Here is a 16,443-nt window from a genome sequence, read left to right on the forward strand (position 1 = left end):
CATGACGTCACTGCTGGCCATCAGCGACCTGCACATCGGCTACCAGGAGAACCGCGACATCGTCGAGAAGCTGCGGCCCACCTCCGCCTCCGACTGGCTGCTGGTCGCCGGGGACGTCTCGGAGAAGGTCTCCGACGTCGAGTGGACCCTGGGACTGCTCGCCGAACGGTTCGAGAAGGTGGTGTGGGCGCCCGGCAACCACGAGCTGTGGACCCACCCCAGCGACCCCGTCCAGTTGCGCGGCGAGGAGCGCTACCGGCACCTGGTCGAGGTGTGCCGGAACCTGGGGGTGGCGACGCCCGAGGACCCCTACCTCACCTGGACCGGCCCCGGCGGCCCGGTCACCGTCGCCCCGCTGTTCGTGCTGTACGACTACACCTTCCGCATGCCCGGTGTGGCCACGAAGGAGGCGGCGCTCGCCCGCGCGTACGACAAGGGGGTGGTCTGCACCGACGAGATGCTGCTGCACCCCGACCCGTACCCCACCAGGGACGCCTGGTGCGACGCCAGGATCGCCGAGACCGAACGGCGCCTGGAGGCCAGGCCGCCCGGGGTGCCCACGGTGCTGGTCAACCACTACCCGCTGGTGCGCGAACCCACCCTGATCCTGTACCACCCGGAGTTCGCGATCTGGTGCGGCACCGAGCGCACCGCCGACTGGCACCTGCGTTTCGACGCCGCCGCGGTCGTCTACGGTCACCTGCACATCCCCAGGACCACCTGGCACGACGGTATCCGCTTCGAGGAGGTCTCCTTGGGCTATCCCCGCGAGTGGCGTCCCAGGTCCACCGCGCCCGGTCAGCTGAGGCGCATCCTGCCCAGCCCGAAGGCCGCCTCGTGATCGAGAAGATCCTGCCGCCGTGGGTGGCGAGTTCGGAACGCTTCGAGGACCCGCCGGACGTCGTGCTGTTCCCCGAGGAGGAGGAGGCCGTCGCCCGCGCGGTGGAGAAGCGGCGGCGCGAGTTCGGCACCGCGCGCCACTGCGCGCGTCAGGCCCTGGCCGAGCTCGGACTGCCGCCCGCGCCGATCCTGCCCGGTGAGCGCGGCGCCCCCGTGTGGCCGGACGGGGTGGTGGGCGCCATCACCCACTGCGCCGGATACCGTGCGGCGGCCGTCTCCCGCGACGCGCTCACCATCGGCATCGACGCCGAGCCTCACGAGCCGCTCCCCGACGGCATCCTGCCGGCGGTCTCGCTGCCCGAGGAGCGGGCCGCGCTGGAGCGGCTGAACGACGACGTGCACTGGGGCCGGCTGCTGTTCAGCGCCAAGGAGAGCGTCTACAAGGCGTGGTTCCCGCTGGCCAGGCGTTGGCTCGGCTTCGAGGAGGCCCACCTCGTCTTCTCCCCCTCCGGTACGTTCACCGCCCGCCTCCTCGTCCCCGGCCCCGTCGTGGACGGCCGGGAGCTGACCGGTTTCACCGGCCGCTGGCTGGTCTCCGACGGCCTGGTCGTGACCTCCATCGCGGTGCCGGGAAAGTCCGCGCCGAGACAGGCCGCGACGGGATAGTCCGCGACGTCCCCTGCGGGAGGTCGGGACTCCCGTTGACCTCCGCTTCGTCTTGAAGAGCGGAGGTTCCCGCCCGCTACGCGTGCGGTTTCCAGGCGTCGTCGGCCCGCCGCCTTTCGGCGGCGGGCCGACGTGTGCCCGCTCGGCGGGAGAGGGTCAGGTCGCCGTGCAGGTGAGGGTTGGGGTGTTACCGGAGCCGGAGCCGATGAATCCGAAGGTGGTGGAGGCGCCGGCGCCCAGCGAGCCGTTGTAGGCGGCGTTGCGGGCGGTGATCGCGGATCCGTTCGCGGTCACGGTCGCGCTCCAGGACGAGCTGATCCTCTCGCCGTTGGCGAAGGTCCAGTTCACCGTCCAGCCGGTGATCGCCCTGGAGCCGGCGGTCACGCTCACGTCGGCCTGGAAGCCACCGGACCACTGGGAGGTGACGCGGTAGGTGGCCGAGCAGCCGCCGGGACCCGGGGTCGGGGTCACGGTCGGAGTGGGCGTGGGAGTCGGAGTGGGGGTCGGAGTGGGCGTGGGAGTCGGGGTGGGGTTCGTGCCGCCGGTGAAGTTGACGTCACTGCAGAAGTAGTACGACTGGTCGAGGTGGCTCGCCTGCCAGACGGTGTAGACGATGTGGTGGCCGGTACGGCCGGGCGCGTTCACCGGGATGGCCGTGCTGGTGCCCGTCGGCCTCCTGTCCAGCTCGTTGACGAGTTCCAGGTCACTCCACTTCAGCGCCTGGGTCTTGGGGTTGAAGCCCTGTTTGGTGACGTAGACGCGGATGTAGTCCGCGCCGTGCGAGGCCTGGTCCAGCAGGTTCATCGTGAACGAGGAGGGACGGTCCACGGTCTTCCACGCGCCCACCGTGTCCATGGTCCGGTAACGGCCGTTCTCGGTCCGGCCGCCGCTGCACAGCTGCCCGTCGGGGATCGCGCCCTGGTGGTTGCCGCCGACGTTCTCGCGGAACAGCCCGTTCCAGTTCCACATCGCGTTGGGGTTGTCCTGCCAGGCCTGCCAGCACATCGGGTCCTGCTGGGCCATGGCCGGGTTCTGGAAGTCACCTCCCCAGCGCTCCCAGCAGCCGTAGTTGCGCGAAGGCGGGTCGCTGATCGAGCCGTGCGCCGAGGCGGGGCCCGCCAGCACGGTGGTGAACATGAGCGCGGTCGCGAGCGCGACGGCGGCCGCGACGACCATCCGCCAGACCGAGACTCGGTGGACGGTGACGCCGTCGGACACGTGCACTTGATCGCGCAGAAGTCGGAGCGTACGTGACCTCATCGTGTGAAGGTCTCCTTTTGAAGGCCGGGATTTCGAATGCCGGGATGACGAGACCTGGCGCGCCGAATGAGGGCGGAGTCCTCACGCCAGAGGGTCACCACCGTCGCCCACCCCCCGGCCCCGGAGCAACCATGGCGCACGCTCCCCGGACGGCGACCGCCCGGGAACTGGCCATACGCTACAAAACGGATGAAAGGTTCATTTCCCACGATTTTCCTAGAGGCACCCCGGCATCCGTTCCCGACATCCCCCCGGAGATGACGCTCTCACCCCGTCCGCCGAAAATGATCGGCAACCGCGACGAGCGACAACCACGCCGAGCGCGGACACCGTCATGACTCGCCCGAAGGCACCGGCCCGGGGCGCGGCTGTCGACGTAGCCGGCGATGTCACCAGAAAGCGGCAGCACTGTCGGGCTTGCGGTCGGAGGCGATCCATGCCGAGGCCGACTCGGTGGTCACATCCGACGCCGCTTGGGGCGGATCTTGATCTCGCGCATGTCGGTCACCGCGAGCTGCAGGATCTCGTGCGAATGCCCGTGCGCTTCCAGCGCGGCCATCGCACCGAGCGCCGCCTCGTCCTGGCCGTCGTCCGGACCTGCCGGAACCTGGCAGCGGAAGGTGAAGGCCGTCATGCTTTGATCGTGGGTGAACGTCCCGGCCTCGGTGTAGGCGATGTCGCCCGCGGCCAGGACGGCCGCCCGCCCCGCGTCGTCGAGCCCGGTGAACTTCCCTCTGATCGTCACTCTGAACAACTGCTCATCCCTCTCGTACGGCATAGCCGAGCAGGCGCTCCCCCATGAGGCCCTCCGCGGCGTCGATCAGCTTCAGCACGTCCGCGGCGATGACGTCCGGCCGCTCGCCGGCCGCGGTCCGCCTGCCGATCTCCGACAGGACCATGCTGTGCAGGCTCCCCAGCTGCCAGGCGACAACCTGCGGCACCGGGTCGCCGGGCTCGGCGCCGGTCTCCTGGACCAACTGCGCGGCCAGTTCGGCGGTCATCTGGTGGGCAAGCCGCTCAAGCCGGGCGGTCAGCGTGGGCGCGGCTCGCATCATCTCCAGCACACGGCCGAATCCCTCGCTCAGCCCGACCCTGCGCTCCTGCCCGCTCACCTCCTGCCGCAGCCGCGCCAGGACCGCATCGGCCGCCGACTGGCCGGGCTCACGCCCGCGCACCATGTCGGCCAGTCGCTGCGGGGATGCCTCCTCCGGTGGCAGGACGAGGTCCTCTTTGGTGTGGAAGTAGTTGTAGACGGTGTTGACCGACACCTCGGCAGCCGCAGCGATCTCGGCGATCGTGACGTTGTCGAAGCCACGCGCGACGAACAGACCGAGGGCCACATCGGAGACACGCTGCCGGGTCTGTCGCTTCTTGCGCTCGCGCAGGCCCTCAGACATGTATGGAGCCTACTGAAAATTTGGAGTCGATTGCAATCTTACGTCTTCCGCACCATCTTGGCGCCCTGGCCGTCAAGCCGTGTCTCACGCACCTCGGCGTGACGCGCGCCTGGGATCGAGCGCGAGCAGTCGGACACCGTCAAACAAACCGTCGAACAAACCCGCAACCGGCCGCCAAGACCCCCGGCGGCCCCTCGGAGGGAGCCGCCCGTGATGCCGATGACCCCGGATGCCCGCTCCGGGAAGCTCGCTCACCGGCCTGGGAGTCCTCACTCACCTCACCCGGCTCCGGCCTGACCACAGACGCGCGAACTCGCCGGAACGGGACGAGGTCTAGCTGAACGACACCGACCGCAGGGTGCAGTTGGTCATCCACGGGCCAGGGTTGACCGGTGCCGTGGAGCACCTCCAACTCGCGGTGATGCTGGTTGTCCCGGCGGGAATGCTGGTGTACTCGGACGTTCCGTCGAAGTCGCCGTACGGGGAGTGGCCGCTGCTGCACAGGGCCCTGACCCCCATGCCCGTGGCCCCGGCGGGCAGTGCCTGGGTGAACTGGAACGCGTACGTGCCGGGAACGGTGACCAGGCCGGGGACTATCTGGGACGATCCGGTGGAGAGCCTCACGTTCAAGGGATACCAGTTGCTGACATTTCCATAGTGGTTGGAATTGGTGCACTCCACCCTGCCGTACAGTACGGCGCTGGTCGCGGCGGCGGGTTGCGCCAGGCTCACGACACCCAACGCGCAGGTGACGATGAGCGCGGATCCGAGCGCCAGCCCTCGACGAAGCAGTTTCGCGGCGAGCATCTCCGTTCCTCCTTAATACTTCTGACATCGGCCACCGCGAATTCAGCATTCTCACCCGGCGCGGTCAACGGTCGAGCGATTTCAACAGAGCCGCAACCGTTACGGCGAGGGGATCTCGAAGTCCGAATCCATCGCCGGTCGATTCGTCGTCTTGCAGGGAAACGACCGCGCGGAAGAACGTGCAACCAGCGACGTTGATGAAATTTCCATGGACGCCGACGCTGAAGGCGTATGTCTGATGTTTCGGTCCGCCGATCGCGAGTCGCGTCCGGCACCCTTGAAAGATTCAAGGGCGCCGGGACGCCGCGTCGGCTCAGACGAGGATCTGGACGTACCCGTCGGTTCCGTGCACGCGGATCCGCTGCCCGTCCCGGATCAGCCGGGTGGCCTGCTCCACCCCCACGACGGCCGGCAGGCCGTACTCCCGCGCGATCACCGCCCCGTGCGTCATCAGGCCGCCCACCTCCGTCACCAGTCCCGCGACGGTGACGAACAGAGGGGTCCAGCCGGGGTCGGTGTAGGCGGTGACCAGGATGTCGCCCGCCTCCAGGTCGGCCCGCGCCATGTCCGTGACGACCCGGGCACGGCCTTCGACGGTCCCGGCCGAGACCGGGAGGCCGGCCAGCGCGCCGGGCGGGGCGTCCTCACGCCGATACCGGCCGGTGATGACCTCGCCGTCCGAGGTGAGGACCCGGGGCGGCGTGAGCGCCTCGTACGACCGGAACGCCTCCCGCCTTCGCAGGATGAGCTCGGCGTCCGCGTCGTTGGTGCGCACGACTTCCCGCAACTCAGGGAAACGAAGGAAGAAGATGTCCTCTTTCTCGCGCAGGACGCCGGAGCGGACGAGGCGATCGGCCTCCCTCAGCAACGCCTGCTTGTAGACGAAGTAGCGGCTGACCTTGCCGTACTTGGGATACTCCCGGTATCCGGCGAAGGTGCGGACGCGGTCGATCATCCGCTTGGTCTCCTCGGCCTTCCGCTCCCCGTCGGGCAGGGCGCGCAGTCGCGTCAGGAGTTCCTGCTCTTTCCTTCGTGACTGCAGGAGTCCCTGTTCGAAGTGTCGTTTGCCGGCGCCCGGCTCGAAGTTCCTGATGTTGCCGAGGATGGCGGGCACGAGCGTGGCGGGCTGCTCGCTCCAGCGCGTCCTGGTGATGTCGATCTCGCCCGTGCAGCGCATGCCGTACTCGTCGAGGTAGCCCCGGATGGCGTCACGTGCCTCCTGCCCGCCGGCGAGCCCGGCCAGCTCGTTCAGGAAGCCGTCGCCCTCCCGGCCTTCGTCCACGACACGGTGCAGGAACGTCACGACGTCCGCGTGCGGTCGGATCGTGTCCGCGACGTCGAGGAGCGCCAGCCCCATCTCGGAGGTGACGTTGTGCGGGACGGACTGCGTGAGCGCGTCGGCCGCGTTCCTCTCCCCCAGCCACGCCTCGAGGTGGTCGTTGAGCCACCAGGCCGCCTCCATCCCCGCCATGATCACCTGAAGGCTCCGCGGATCGAACAGGATGCGCTGCAGCTCCGCGATGTCGGTCTGGATGAAGTCGAGCAGCGCCGTCCCCGACAAGAGCTGGATCTCGCTCCGCAGGGTGGCGACGGACTCCTGACTGTGCCGGATCAGCTCGGTGACGACGGCCGGATCGGTCTCGATCGGAGCGGGTGCCGCACCGGCCGGTGCGGCGACGGAGTCCTCGTCGGGAACCGAGCGGATGAAGTCGCCGCGGTCGAGGACGGTCTGCAGCGCGTCCCGGATCAGCGGGTCGGACTTCCCCAGGTTCCCGAGGATGCTCGCGCGCCCCGCGGGCGTCGCCAGGGCGGGAGCCACGTCGACGAACAACCGTCCGCCCGCCTCGGGCATCGGCCTCGGGGTCGTCATCTGCCACACGGAGAGTCCCAGCGGCTTCATCGCATCGGTCATCATCTGCTGGTGGCCGACGGAGACGTAGAGGTGGTTGTCCTGGTCGTCGGTCTCCGGGACGGGGAACAGGGTGGTGATCGCCCGGCTCTGGACGATGTGGAAGTCTTCGCCGACCAGGCACCACTCGATGTCCTGTGGCCTGCCGAAGTGCGCTTCGATGCGCCGGCCCAGCCGCACCAGACGCACGACCTGTGCGTCCGTCAGAGCCGGCTGCGTCTGGCGCCCCGGCTCGACGGGTACCTCCCGGGTACCGCCTGCCTGCGACGCCTGGACGAACCGCGATTTGGTCGCGACCGTCGTGGTGACGATCTGGTCGTCGCGCACCGCGTAGACGTCCCCGGCGACCAGACCGGAGACCAGCGCCTCACCGAGCCCCCAGCCGGCCTCCACGGCGGCGATCTTCCGGTTCGAGGTCACGGGATCGGCGGTGAAGAGGATCCCGGCCGCGTCGGGGAACACCATCCGCTGTACGACCACGGCCATCCGCACCCTGCGGTCGTCGAAGCCGTTACGGCGCCGGTAGGTCACCGCCCGCTCGGTGAACAGCGAGGCCCAGCACATTCGGATGTGCGAAAGGATCGCCGGCAGGCCCACGATGTTCAGGTACGAGTCCTGCTGGCCGGCGAAGGACGCGGTCGGCAGGTCCTCGGCCGTCGCGCTGGAACGCACCGCGTAGGATTCCTGCTCCCCGAGCCGGGCGAGCGACTCACCGATCGCCGCCACGAGATCGGCGGGAATCGTCACGCCTTCGACGACGCGGCGGATCTCGGCGCTCAGGGTGCGGATCGCCGCGTGGTCGTCCGGTTTCACGCGCGACAGCAGATCAAGTTGAGCATTGATCGACGGTGCTTCGGCGACGACCCGCTGGAAGGCCTCCGTCGTGACGCAGAAGCCGTCCGGCACGCGAACGCCTTCGATCCGCGAGAGCTCTCCCAGGTGCGCTCCCTTTCCCCCGACGTCTGCGATATCCGTCGAGTGGATCTCCTCGAAACCCAGTACGTAACCCAATTCCGTTGCCCCCATCGTTCGTCGGGTCGGTTCGCAACGGGCAGTATGAAGTACTTTTTGATGTCTCATGAGGCGCGCGAATCTGGTACAAAATGAAAAGGGCGAGGTGCGGCGCGTTCCCAGTCCTCGGAACGCGAAAAGCCCGGCCCCCTCGCGACGCGAGAAGACCGGGCCGTGCGAACCTCGCTACCTGAGCGCGATCCATCGATCCGCCGCCACCACCGCGATCCACGCCATCCCGGTGAGCGCGCCGATCGCCAGGGTCAGCGATCCGGCCGTCCCGCCCGCCATCGCCCACCCGTCGCCGAGGGCGAAGACCAGACCGCTGAGCCGCGAGGCGACGGCGAAGCCTGGGCGGCCCGCCCGGGAGAAGTGGCGGCCCAGCACGAAGCAGGCCACGATGTACGCGGTGAACGCGATGGACCCGGCGACCATGTGCATGAGGCCGCTCGCGCTCAACGTACCCGTCTGACCCAGCGGAGTGCCCGCCGGGAAGCCGTCGCCCGGATCCATGACGAACACCCCGGCCGCGGCCATCGCGACCCCCGCGACCAGGACCAGCCGGGGCGCCCAGGTGCCACCGGGCGCACCTCGCAGCGCACGGCGCAGGCCGATTGCGCCGGCCACCGTCAGAGCCCCGCTGAGCAGGAAGTTGGCGATCTGCAACCAGCCCAGGTCGCCGGTGCTCAGCATGCTCAACGGGTGGCGCGTCAGATCGAAGCCCTCGCGGGTGAACACCTGCGCCAGCGACACGGCCGCGAAGAGCGGCGCGGCGGCGACGGCGCAGGCGAGCAGCACACGCGTCGCCGGGGTGACGGAACGGGTGACGGTGGCTCCGGGGTGCAAGGCGGTCATGACGGTTTCCTCTCTGCCGCGACGGATCCCCGTCGCCGTACTCGTTCCGCCGGTCTCACCCGGCCTCGCTGACGCGTCGAACGAGGAGGACGGGATTCGACGCCGCCACGCCATCACACCCCTGAACTGCGCCGATGCCGATCCGGGACGCATTCCCTGTCACATCGAACCGCACTCTTGGGCGACGGGCGGTTCACCGCACGCTCCGGGTAGTGGCGGCGCAGAACCTGGAACGCCTCAGATGCCACCCACCGGGTGGTGCCCGCTCAGATCTGGTTCGTGCCGCCGTCGACGTAGATGTTCGTGCCGACGACGTAGCTGCTCTGTTCCGAGGCCAGGAAGGCCACGACCGCGGCGGCCTCCTCAGGCTGACCCATGCGGCCCTTGGCCACGGTCGCGGCGACGTTCTCCTTGACGGCCCTGGCGGTCTCCTCGTCGCCGAAAACGGCGGTGCCCCCGGGAGTCTCGATCCATGCCGGCGAGACCACGTTGACCCGGATGCCCCGGCCCTTGAGCTCGTTGGACCACGTCCGCGCGAAGGACCGGACGGCCGCCTTCGACGCCGCGTACGCGCCGAACGCCTCCACTCCACGGTCGCCGGCCGTCGAACCGACCAGGACGATCGAGGCTCCGTCGTTGAGCAGCGGCAACGCCTTCTGCACGGTGAACAGCGTGCCTCGGACGTTGACCGCGAAGGTCTGGTCGAAGTGCTCCTCGGTGGTCTGCTCCAGCGTCACGAACGAACCGATCGCCGCGTTCGCCACGAGCACGTCCAAACCCCTGCCCCGCGCCCGGACCGCCGCGTAGAGCCGGTCCAGGTCCTCCGGCTTCGAGATGTCGCCGACGACCGCGGTGGCCCGGTCCGCTCCGATGGTCTTGACGGCGGCCTCCAGTTCTGCCTCGCGCCGGCCGGTGACGAACACGTACGCGCCCTCGTCCGCCAGCCGGACGGCGGTGGCCAGACCGATACCGGTGCTGCCCCCGGTGACCACCGACGTCTTGCCTTCCAGCTGTCCCATGTGGGTATCTCCATCACTCTCTCGATGCCGATCCGTTCGCCATCGATACTGCGGGAGATCGGGGATACCATCCATAATGCAGAATCCGGCATTCTTTACGTATCGTCCAGGAGGTGTCGTCAGTGCTCGGATTTCGGGATCCGGTGGCCGACGCGATCGGCCTGCTCCGGCCCCACACGGTGATCGGGCCCGGTCTCCGGGCCACGGGAGAGTGGGCCTTGCGCTTCGACACGTTCCTGCACGTGCGGATCGGCGGCCTCGTACGCGGCACGTGCTGGTTGATCCTCGAAGGGCACGAGCCGGTGCTCCTGCGGGAGGGTGACACCTTCATGCTGGGCAACCCGCCGCCCTACGTGCTGGCCGGCGCGCTCGACGCGAGCCCGCGCCCCGCGGAGCCGGTGTTGGCGGGCGCCGAAGACGGGTTCGTGCGGATCGGCCCGGAGTCCGAGGAGGACTTCTACCTCTGCGTCGGGCACATCGCGTTCGACGACGGGAACGCGGCCCTGCTGACCGATCTTCTGCCGCCGCTCGTGATCGTCCGCAGGGCCGATCCTCACGGCAGGCGGCTCGCGCAGCTGATCGATCTCCTCGCCACCGAGATCGGGATCGCCGCCGCCGGCGGCCCGCTGGTGCAGAACCACCTCGCACAGATCCTGCTCGTACACATGCTGCGTGCTCACGCCGGTCAGACAGACCGGCCAACCGGCTGGCTGGGTGCCCTGAACGAGGACGGCATCGGTGCCGCCCTGCGTGCCGTGCACGCGGACGTGGCCCACTCCTGGAGCCTCAAGGAACTCGCCGAGATCAGCCACATGTCGCGTTCCGCGTTCGCCCAGGCCTTCAAGAACCACGTCGGGATCCCGCCGTTGGAGTACCTGATCCAATGGCGCATGAGCCTCGCGCGCGACGCCCTCGCCCGCGACACCCTGTCGATCTCCGAGCTCGCACGGGCCACGGGCTACCTGTCCGAGAGCGCCTTCAGCACCGCGTTCCGCCGCGTGGTCGGCTTGTCGCCCGCACAGTTCCGGAACCAGGCCCGGCAGCCACCGTACTCGGCCGCGAACGAAAGCTGAAGCAGTCGTCCCGTGCTCAGCCGCGCCGCTCACATCGGCGACGAAGACACCGGCACACCGCCCGCCTGCCGCTGTCGAACGCCCTCTTGAACCATCTCGCCGACCTGATGCGCGGCCACTCGAAGAAAATCGGCTCGCGGTGGCAGTGCCTGCAGTGCTGCGCTGTGACCGGCGGCCAGGCGACCTGGGTCACGTCCATCGGGGATGATGGCACGCGAACGCGGACCCTGTTCCTGATCGACTGGCTTAGACACCGACGATCATCAGGGTCGCGTTTGCCATCTACGCATCGGGGCGCTCTCGATCACCAGCCCGGTACAGGGCAGCGACCATCTCACCAGCCGAGAACGCCTCCGCCTTGCCCGCGGTGGAAATCGGCGGCAACCTGGCCGGATCATCGACGGCAGATACGAGCGTGTCGTCGTCCTCGGCAGAGCGACGTAAGGAACGGGTGTCGCCGACGTCCAGGGCACGCTCCACTACCGCTTTCATAGGCCCTGCCGCTATCAACTCCAACGAGGTTTTGCAATCTCGCCCGAGGATGTCCGCGAGGTCCAGAGCTTGGACCTTGAGGTGCCCTGCATATTCCGGACAGTCGGCTACATGAGATGACAGAAGTCCGAAAGAGGTAGGTACGCGTCTTGTGCTGCTATCGCGTGGAGGCGAGAGGAGTCCGATAAGAGCGCCGTGAGAGCGAAGAAGGACCGGCGCCCTCCATGGTCGGATGTGTAAGCCAGGTGGCCGAAAGGGTCGGCTTTCGATTCATGATTACAAGGAGGGTCGAATCTCGTCGCGAGCGTCTCTGTCCGGGTCGTTAACGGCATCCAGGGAAGGCCGGCCGCCGGACTTACGGTTAGCCTCAGTCGAGAGGTCGATGGTGGATTTGTGCAGCGATGGACCGGGCGAGCAGACGAAAGTGGGCAGGTCTTGAGCTTGTAGGAACTTTCACTACCGCCTGGAGCGTACAGGCTTGAATTCGATCTTGTTGACTACTTCTGCGCGCCGGCACGCGCCCTATAATTCGGCGATTGGGGTGTACTTCTTCATGGCCAACCGTGGCCATGTTCATAGGATCACGCTGCTGGCGACTCCCGCTAACTGCACCATATTCAGGGAGGATGGGTAATGAAAGCTAAGCCAGGAGTGCCTTCGCAGTTCCTGCCCCTGCCCGCAGGTCATATCACAGCCGGTGTCGCCGTTCTGCCCTCAACAGGACTGCGCCTTGACAGTGGGATACCATTTGATAATTGGCTTGGAATTGGCCAGGGGTTGGCCGAGGCCGTGAGCAGCTCGGCATGGTGCCTAGGCGACTGGCTGATTTACGGTGAAACTCGCTTCACCGGGCGTTACCGCAGTGCTATCGAGCAAACCTCGCTTGATTACAAGACGCTTCGCAATTATGCGTGGGTCGCCAGGAAGTTCGCGCACGCAAGGCGAAGAGCGGGATTGAGCTTCGAGCATCACGCCGCAGTCGCCAGTCTCCCCGAACCGGAGCAGGACTATTGGCTTCGGAAGGCAGAGTTGTTTGGTTGGTCGAGGAACGACCTGCGGCGCGAGGTGCGCGCCAGCCTCGCCGCGCGCGGCGAGGACCTGGCTGACCGAGGTATCGCGGCTGGGGCAACCGCTGATGATCACGCCAGGGGTCACGATCATGCCAGGCATGAAGGTGCCGGTATCGGCGACAGCGCCATGGCCTTGAAACTGCACCTGGATGTCACCGACGATCAGCTTGCCATGATCACGGAGGCGGCCAGCAAGTCTCAGCTCTCCGTTGGAACGTGGGCGCAGCTGATGCTTGAGCAGGCCGCTCGCGCGGCTCTGGCATTCGCTTCGCGGGACCCGAACCCGGTGACGCGAGCCATTGGCTGACGCTTGGCGGCGGACAGCGACACGGTGCCTGCCGGCAGCTCGGCCTGGTGAATAACAAGTGAGGTCGCCCTGCTCTCCCTCATCAATCAAGCTGGGCGAACCGCTGAACGGCGTCGCGGTACGCCGCAGTCGCATCGGCGCGCGTATGTGAGGAGCCCTCGGAGTAGAGCAGAATGCGGATTTGCTCGCCTGTCTCTTCGCTTCGATTGAAGCTGGCCTCGAACGGGAAGTCCGTGTGGGACCAGTCTTCGACCGCCTCCAGCGTGTCCAGACCGAGCCGTAGCGCGGCGCCGGCGATGCTATGGAAGCTGTTGAAGCCAAACAGGGAAGCTGGCACTACTGCCCTGCCAACAGTGCGGGCCAACTGGGCCAGCGGAGTCCGGCCGCGCATGGTGACCTTCATCAGCTCCCGATGCGCCCGGGCAATGGCCTCCTTACCAGGTGCTGCGACGTCGATTCGCAGCGGGGCGACGTTGAGGAACATCCCCCGCGCATCCACGCCGTTCGGTACCGCGAGCCGGGTATTGACAGGGACGCCGGTCAGGATGCTCCGCCCGCCGACCAATCGCGCCTGCGCTTCAAGGTGGATCGCGAGAAGCACGGACTTCAACCCGGAGGAGGAACTCGCCGCAAGTCGGCTCAGCATCCGATTCTCCTGGCCTGCGATCTCCACCGAGTCCTGCCAGGTGTGGCAGTCGCGAGTGGTCTCGGCACTCGACCGCGTTTCCAGTCCGTCCAGGTACCGGCTCCACCACTGTGAGTCGGCGAGCGTGAGCGACTGGAAGAGCTGCTGCGCGCTATGCTCGCGGAGTCTGAAGCGGGGCGAGGCGTTCGAGGCAGATGACGCCGGCTGCTCGGGGGGCCGCCCGGTAAGTTCCGCGACGTAGCGCTCCAGGAATTCCACCAGGTTCAGATGGGTGCTCCACCCGTCAGCAATCGCATGCGGCTCGGTAAGGGTCAAGGTGATCGCCGTCTCGCTCAGGAGGTGGACCGTGATCGTGACGAGGGGCGGATCCTTCAGATCGATGGTCCGCGTGTTCTCGGCGTCAGCGAACTCGGCCAACCGTTGTTGCTGTTCACGGTCGTGGAGCCCTCGCAAGTCGCAAACTTTCACCAATGGCCGGTCGACATGGCTCAGTACGATCTGCATCGGGCGCGAGTAGCGGTCCAAGTCCAGCAGCGAGCGGAACATTTCATGCTCCCGCACCAAGCCAAGCCCGGCCGCCTCAAAGGCTGCGGGCTCCACGCGAGGTACGGTCAGACGCGAGGTTGCGACGTTGTGATAGGCCGGGACACCGATGGCGCCGCGGTCTCGGAGGGCAGCGGCCATGAGCATCCGAGTGGCCATCACGGCCTGTTGCTCGCTCATCGGGAAGGCATCCACGGCACCGGCCGGCAGCCGTCGGCGATCATCCGGCGAGACCAGACCCAGCGCGGGTATCTGCACCCATCGGTCGTCTGGAACCTCGAATGCCTCCACCTCGCTGCCTCCGGCTGCCGCGTAGAGCGTCGCGCGGACAGACTCGGAGATGGTGTCGCGGCCCCGACCTGTCACGATCGCTCCCCCGTTGGACGTGCTCGGGCCGCGAGGGACTCGATCTCGTCATCTTCTAGTACGTCGCGAATGGTGAGTTCGACACCCCGTGTGCGCGCGATGGCGACAAAGCGCACACACAAGATTGAGTCGCCGCCAACGGCGAAGAAGCGCGCCGAGCGGTCAGGCGGTGCATCAAGGCCGAGAAGCTCAACCCAGATGCTCCCGATCAGCTCTTGAGTTTCATCGATGGTTCTCACGGCTGCCTCCTGAGGTCCGAGAGCCTGCCTTGGCTACGGGGATCCACGGATCCGCTGGCCCTTCTATCGCGACACCAGATGGTCTCCCATGACCATCGCGTCGATGTCTATCCGAGAGAACGTCGCCACCGCGTCCTCGGGTGAGCAGACGATCGGCTCTCCGCGCGAGTTGAACGAGGTGTTGAGCAGGACCGGAATGCCGGTGATTGCCCGGAAGGCATCGATCAACCGCCAGTAGAGCTCGTTGTCCTCGCGTCGCACCACCTGGATCCGGGCAGTGCCGTCGACGTGCGTCACCGCCCCAAGTCTCGGACGCCAAGCCTCACGGACATCGACGGTTTCGATCATCCACAGATACTCGTCAGGATCGTCGATCTCGAAGCACTGCTCTGCGTACTCGTGCAAGACCGCCGGCGCGAGCGGCCGGAATTCCTCCCGTTGCTTGACCATTGAGTTGATCCGGTCCCTCATCTCGACGGTTCGTGGATCGGCGAGAATGCTGCGGTTCCCCAGCGCTCGCGGGCCGTATTCCATCCGGCCCTGGAAGAGCGCGACGACCTTTCCGTCACTCAGAAGCCCAGCAACCTCGGCGACGAGGTCGTTGAGTTCGCATCGCCGCCATCGCAGGTCGGTGCGCTCCAGCGTGGCCTGGATGCGCTCGGAGGTGAATGCCGGACCGAGGTAGGGCAGCCCGATGCGCGGGCGAACCCGCTTCCTGGGCACCTCGGCGCCCTCCTCCTCCATCACCACCAGCGCCGCACCCAGCGCCGTTCCGTCGTCGCCGGCCGCCGGCTGGGCGAACTGTCGCCGGTACATCCCGCTCTTGCGGATGGCCTGGTTGACGACGCAGTTCAGGGCCACGCCGCCGGCCAGGCATAGATTCTCGCTGGACTGCTCATCCCGGTGCGCCGCCAGGAAGCCGACGACGGTCTCCTCGGTCACGGCCTGCAGCGCCGCGGCGATGTCGAGGTGACGCTGCTCGAGGTTCGCACCCGGTTCCCGGGGCGGGCCGAGAACCGAGGCGAGATGTTCCAGTGACCTCTGGTAAGTAGCGCGTTCCTGTGCTGTTTCGTTCAAGTATGTCAGAGGCGTGGTGTAACGGCCGTCGTTTTGGCGGACGATAAGGGTGTCGAACGCCGGACGAAGTCGCTGCGGGTCCCCGTAGGGCGCCAGTCCCATGACCTTGTACTCGTCGAAGTTCATCCAAAATCCCAAATGCATGGTAACCAGCCCGTAGACGAGTCCCACGGAGTGCAGTCCGCGCACCTGGCCGCGCAACCGCAGTCCCTGCGATCCGCCTGTGTAAAGCGACGTGCTCTCGAACTCCCCAATCCCGTCGGCGACCAGGACATCGGCAGAGCCGAAGCCGGAACAGTGCAACGCGCTAGCGGCGTGGGCCTGGTGGTGCAATATCGGGATGACCTTCAGGTCATCGCTCCAGAGTTCCCTTGGAAATGCTGCGAATAGATCGCGGTGTATGACCTCTGGCGCGTACACGTGCTTGTATTCCTCGATCGCCCCTTCGGATTCGAAGTATGTCTGGTACCGGCCGAAGTCAAAGTTGTGCGCGACCGCACTCACGTCACGCGGAGTGATGCCGGCCGCTCCGAGCACATACTCGATCGCGGCCTGCGGGAATTCTCCGGTGCCCTTGCGTCGCACGAAACGCTCCTCGGCCGCGGCGGCCACGATGCCATCCTCGGTGACGAGGGCCGCTGCCGAGTCCGCCCCCTGGGCGAGCCGATATACGCGCTCGCCCAGCCCCGGAAACGACCGCCGCATGTATGGCTGGCTCTGGCCCAGCCCGCTAATTCCCAGGACATAACGCACGATTGCTGATCCTCTCTTGTCGACACTGCCGGTTCGCATCGGTTTCTTCGATCTCGATGAACCTTGGGCAGGTGTTTCGTCGGCGGCTCCAGCCCGGCCGGGCCTGGCCTGGT

General features: G+C 67.2%; 15 protein-coding genes. 4 read left to right on the top strand and 11 right to left on the bottom strand.

Translation table 11 applies throughout. The features are described 5' to 3' along the window. Position 1: 1 nt before the first annotated feature. Both AB0B90_RS08505 and AB0B90_RS08510 read left to right on the top strand, forming a co-directional pair. Complete coding sequence (locus tag AB0B90_RS08505) at positions 2-841, top strand: metallophosphoesterase (protein WP_350946374.1); 840 nt, start codon at positions 2-4, stop codon at positions 839-841. Beyond that, positions 838-1,506 carry a 4'-phosphopantetheinyl transferase superfamily protein gene (locus tag AB0B90_RS08510; protein ID WP_362906426.1) on the top strand — a complete coding sequence of 223 codons (669 nt, stop codon included), beginning with the start codon at positions 838-840 and terminating at the stop codon, positions 1,504-1,506. Before AB0B90_RS08505 ends, AB0B90_RS08510 begins: the two co-directional genes overlap by 4 nt. Positions 1,507-1,662: 156 nt before the next feature. On the opposite strand, the gene AB0B90_RS08515 is transcribed toward AB0B90_RS08510, so the two are convergent. From AB0B90_RS08515 to AB0B90_RS08545, 7 genes are all read right to left on the bottom strand, one after another. Further along, positions 1,663-2,766 (bottom strand): lytic polysaccharide monooxygenase, encoded by a 1,104-nt coding sequence (locus tag AB0B90_RS08515; protein WP_362921664.1) that lies wholly within the window; start codon positions 2,764-2,766, stop codon positions 1,663-1,665. Between the two features lie 457 nt (positions 2,767-3,223). Beyond that, positions 3,224-3,520: a DUF6204 family protein gene (locus tag AB0B90_RS08520; protein ID WP_362921666.1), complete on the bottom strand. Its 297-nt coding sequence runs from the start codon at positions 3,518-3,520 to the stop codon at positions 3,224-3,226. Between the two features lie 4 nt (positions 3,521-3,524). After that, positions 3,525-4,163, bottom strand: coding sequence for a TetR/AcrR family transcriptional regulator (locus AB0B90_RS08525; RefSeq protein WP_362921669.1), 639 nt, complete (start codon positions 4,161-4,163; stop codon positions 3,525-3,527). A 333-nt stretch (positions 4,164-4,496) separates the two neighbouring features. Further along, positions 4,497-4,970 carry a hypothetical protein gene (locus tag AB0B90_RS08530; protein WP_362921671.1) on the bottom strand — a complete coding sequence of 158 codons (474 nt, stop codon included), beginning with the start codon at positions 4,968-4,970 and terminating at the stop codon, positions 4,497-4,499. Between the two features lie 313 nt (positions 4,971-5,283). After that, positions 5,284-7,959: a rifamycin-inactivating phosphotransferase gene (rph, locus tag AB0B90_RS08535; RefSeq protein WP_362921673.1), complete on the bottom strand. Its 2,676-nt coding sequence runs from the start codon at positions 7,957-7,959 to the stop codon at positions 5,284-5,286. A gap of 117 nt (positions 7,960-8,076) precedes the next feature. Then, positions 8,077-8,745 (bottom strand): DUF998 domain-containing protein, encoded by a 669-nt coding sequence (locus tag AB0B90_RS08540; protein ID WP_350948735.1) that lies wholly within the window; start codon positions 8,743-8,745, stop codon positions 8,077-8,079. Positions 8,746-9,011: 266 nt separating this feature from the next. After that, entirely contained in the window at positions 9,012-9,764 is a 753-nt protein-coding gene (locus AB0B90_RS08545; RefSeq protein WP_350948736.1) for an SDR family oxidoreductase, read from the bottom strand. A gap of 113 nt (positions 9,765-9,877) precedes the next feature. Here AB0B90_RS08545 and AB0B90_RS08550 point away from each other — a divergent pair, with 113 nt between their 5' ends. After that, on the top strand, positions 9,878-10,837 hold the full coding sequence (locus AB0B90_RS08550; protein WP_362921676.1) for an AraC family transcriptional regulator: 960 nt from the start codon (positions 9,878-9,880) through the stop codon (positions 10,835-10,837). A 282-nt stretch (positions 10,838-11,119) separates the two neighbouring features. Here AB0B90_RS08550 and AB0B90_RS08555 read toward each other — a convergent pair whose 3' ends face one another. After that, on the bottom strand, positions 11,120-11,317 hold the full coding sequence (locus tag AB0B90_RS08555; RefSeq protein ID WP_350948738.1) for a hypothetical protein: 198 nt from the start codon (positions 11,315-11,317) through the stop codon (positions 11,120-11,122). Between the two features lie 645 nt (positions 11,318-11,962). On the opposite strand from AB0B90_RS08555, the gene AB0B90_RS08560 reads away from it, so the two are divergent. Beyond that, complete coding sequence (locus AB0B90_RS08560; protein ID WP_350948739.1) at positions 11,963-12,706, top strand: LmbU family transcriptional regulator; 744 nt, start codon at positions 11,963-11,965, stop codon at positions 12,704-12,706. An 82-nt stretch (positions 12,707-12,788) separates the two neighbouring features. On the opposite strand, the gene AB0B90_RS08565 is transcribed toward AB0B90_RS08560, so the two are convergent. The 3 genes from AB0B90_RS08565 to AB0B90_RS08575 all read right to left on the bottom strand — a co-directional run bounded on the left by AB0B90_RS08565 (position 12,789) and on the right by AB0B90_RS08575 (position 16,330). Beyond that, the gene (locus AB0B90_RS08565; protein WP_350948740.1) at positions 12,789-14,261 is read right to left on the bottom strand and encodes a condensation domain-containing protein; all 1,473 of its coding nucleotides are present in this window, start codon (positions 14,259-14,261) and stop codon (positions 12,789-12,791) included. Next, on the bottom strand, positions 14,258-14,500 hold the full coding sequence (locus tag AB0B90_RS08570) for a phosphopantetheine-binding protein (protein ID WP_350948741.1): 243 nt from the start codon (positions 14,498-14,500) through the stop codon (positions 14,258-14,260). Before AB0B90_RS08570 ends, AB0B90_RS08565 begins: the two co-directional genes overlap by 4 nt. A gap of 63 nt (positions 14,501-14,563) precedes the next feature. Then, positions 14,564-16,330: a carbamoyltransferase C-terminal domain-containing protein gene (locus AB0B90_RS08575; protein WP_350948742.1), complete on the bottom strand. Its 1,767-nt coding sequence runs from the start codon at positions 16,328-16,330 to the stop codon at positions 14,564-14,566. Positions 16,331-16,443 lie beyond the last annotated feature (113 nt).

It is taken from the genome of Streptosporangium sp. NPDC049078, from assembly GCF_040648855.1.
Lineage (GTDB): Bacteria > Actinomycetota > Actinomycetes > Streptosporangiales > Streptosporangiaceae > Streptosporangium.

Excerpts from the sequence above, each read along its gene's own strand:
- AB0B90_RS08505 (WP_350946374.1), top strand. The coding sequence starts at position 2 with ATGACGTCACTGCTGGCCATCAGCGACCTGCACATCGGCTACCAGGAG.
- AB0B90_RS08515 (WP_362921664.1), bottom strand. The coding sequence starts at position 2,766 with ATGAGGTCACGTACGCTCCGACTTCTGCGCGATCAAGTGCACGTGTCC.
- AB0B90_RS08525 (WP_362921669.1), bottom strand. The coding sequence starts at position 4,163 with ATGTCTGAGGGCCTGCGCGAGCGCAAGAAGCGACAGACCCGGCAGCGT.
- AB0B90_RS08530 (WP_362921671.1), bottom strand. The coding sequence starts at position 4,970 with ATGCTCGCCGCGAAACTGCTTCGTCGAGGGCTGGCGCTCGGATCCGCG.
- rph (WP_362921673.1), bottom strand. The coding sequence starts at position 7,959 with ATGAGACATCAAAAAGTACTTCATACTGCCCGTTGCGAACCGACCCGA.
- AB0B90_RS08540 (WP_350948735.1), bottom strand. The coding sequence starts at position 8,745 with ATGACCGCCTTGCACCCCGGAGCCACCGTCACCCGTTCCGTCACCCCG.
- AB0B90_RS08545 (WP_350948736.1), bottom strand. The coding sequence starts at position 9,764 with ATGGGACAGCTGGAAGGCAAGACGTCGGTGGTCACCGGGGGCAGCACC.
- AB0B90_RS08560 (WP_350948739.1), top strand. The coding sequence starts at position 11,963 with ATGAAAGCTAAGCCAGGAGTGCCTTCGCAGTTCCTGCCCCTGCCCGCA.